The following is a 1043-nucleotide window of genomic DNA, read 5'->3' as shown; positions in this document are numbered from 1 at the left end:
TGGGATCGGCTCTCCTGCAGCCACTGGCGGCGCACCGATGCCGAACAGAGCCACTACAACCAGATGGCCAAGTGGGGCGCCGAGATCCTGCCCTTCGGCGCAGGGGCGGGGGGCAACATTCACGGCCACGGCCTCATGTATGGCCGGGATCTGGCGCCCTGGCATGAGGCGCAGGCGGGGGGCGTGCGTGCTCCCGGCATGGTGATGAGGCCCAATCCCGATGCCCGTCTCGACGGGCTGCTGCGAGGGGGGCTCGACACCGGATGGCTGGCGTTGTCGCAATTGCCACAGGGGCTGGTCTCCCACCTGATGCCGCTCTTTGAGGCCTGGCAGCGACACGGGCTGGCACGGCTCTCGGCCGAGCGTCTCGCCCTCACCCTGGCAGGGCGTTTCTGGAACGTGAATTTGCAGGCCGGGTTGTTTGAATACTTACAGACCAACCCGCTGGCGGGGTCGGATACGGCGTCTGCCGATCCGGCGCAGGCGGTGCGCCATTCACTGGTGTGAGTGCGCTGGCCGAGAGGGCCGGGCAAAGAGGGGATGATAGACAAGGGGGGCACTTGATGTGCCCCCTTGTTCGTTATGGCTGGTGGACCTCGTCCACCCGCACCCGCAGCGCTCCCTCTGCGAGGGTGGTGATCAGGGTCTGGCCTGCATTGACCTGGGATGCGCGGCGGATCACCTCCCCGGAGGGGGTGCGCACGATGGCGTAACCGCGCCCCAGGGTGGCCAGCGGGCTGATGCCGTCGAGGCGCGCGCTCAGCATGGCGAGGCGATGGCCGGCGAGACTCTGGCGCTTGCTCATCAGGGTATGGAGCCGCTCCTCGGCCAGCTGGTGGCGGCGCTTCCCGGCGGCCAGCGCCTTCTCGGGGCTCTGGGCTTGCAAGCGCAGCTCGAGGTTGGCGAGGCGCCGCTCCCCCTGGTGCAGGCGATCACGCAGGTGCTGCTGCAAGCGGCGGTCGAGCTCGTCGAGGCGCTGGGACTGCTGCTCCAGCCGTCGCTTGGGATCCTGATGATCGAGCCGCTTCTGCAGCAGGACGAAG

General features: G+C 68.5%; 1 protein-coding gene and 1 pseudogene. One reads left to right on the top strand and one right to left on the bottom strand.

Translation table 11 applies throughout. The features are described from left to right. Window positions 1-507: pseudogene (locus AACR77_RS11825) on the top strand (heme anaerobic degradation radical SAM methyltransferase ChuW/HutW); the annotation flags it as partial. Window positions 508-580: 73 nt separating this feature from the next. Here the strand turns inward: AACR77_RS11825 and AACR77_RS11820 are convergent. Then, window positions 581-1043: exodeoxyribonuclease VII large subunit (locus AACR77_RS11820; protein ID WP_042881706.1), on the bottom strand; the 463-nt coding region annotated here is incomplete at its 5' end.

It is taken from the genome of Aeromonas sp. ZOR0002, from assembly GCF_963866995.1.
Lineage (GTDB): Bacteria > Pseudomonadota > Gammaproteobacteria > Enterobacterales > Aeromonadaceae > Aeromonas > Aeromonas caviae.
The sequence above is the reverse complement of the archived record's forward strand: the minus strand, read 5'-3'. Positions and strand labels throughout refer to the sequence as shown.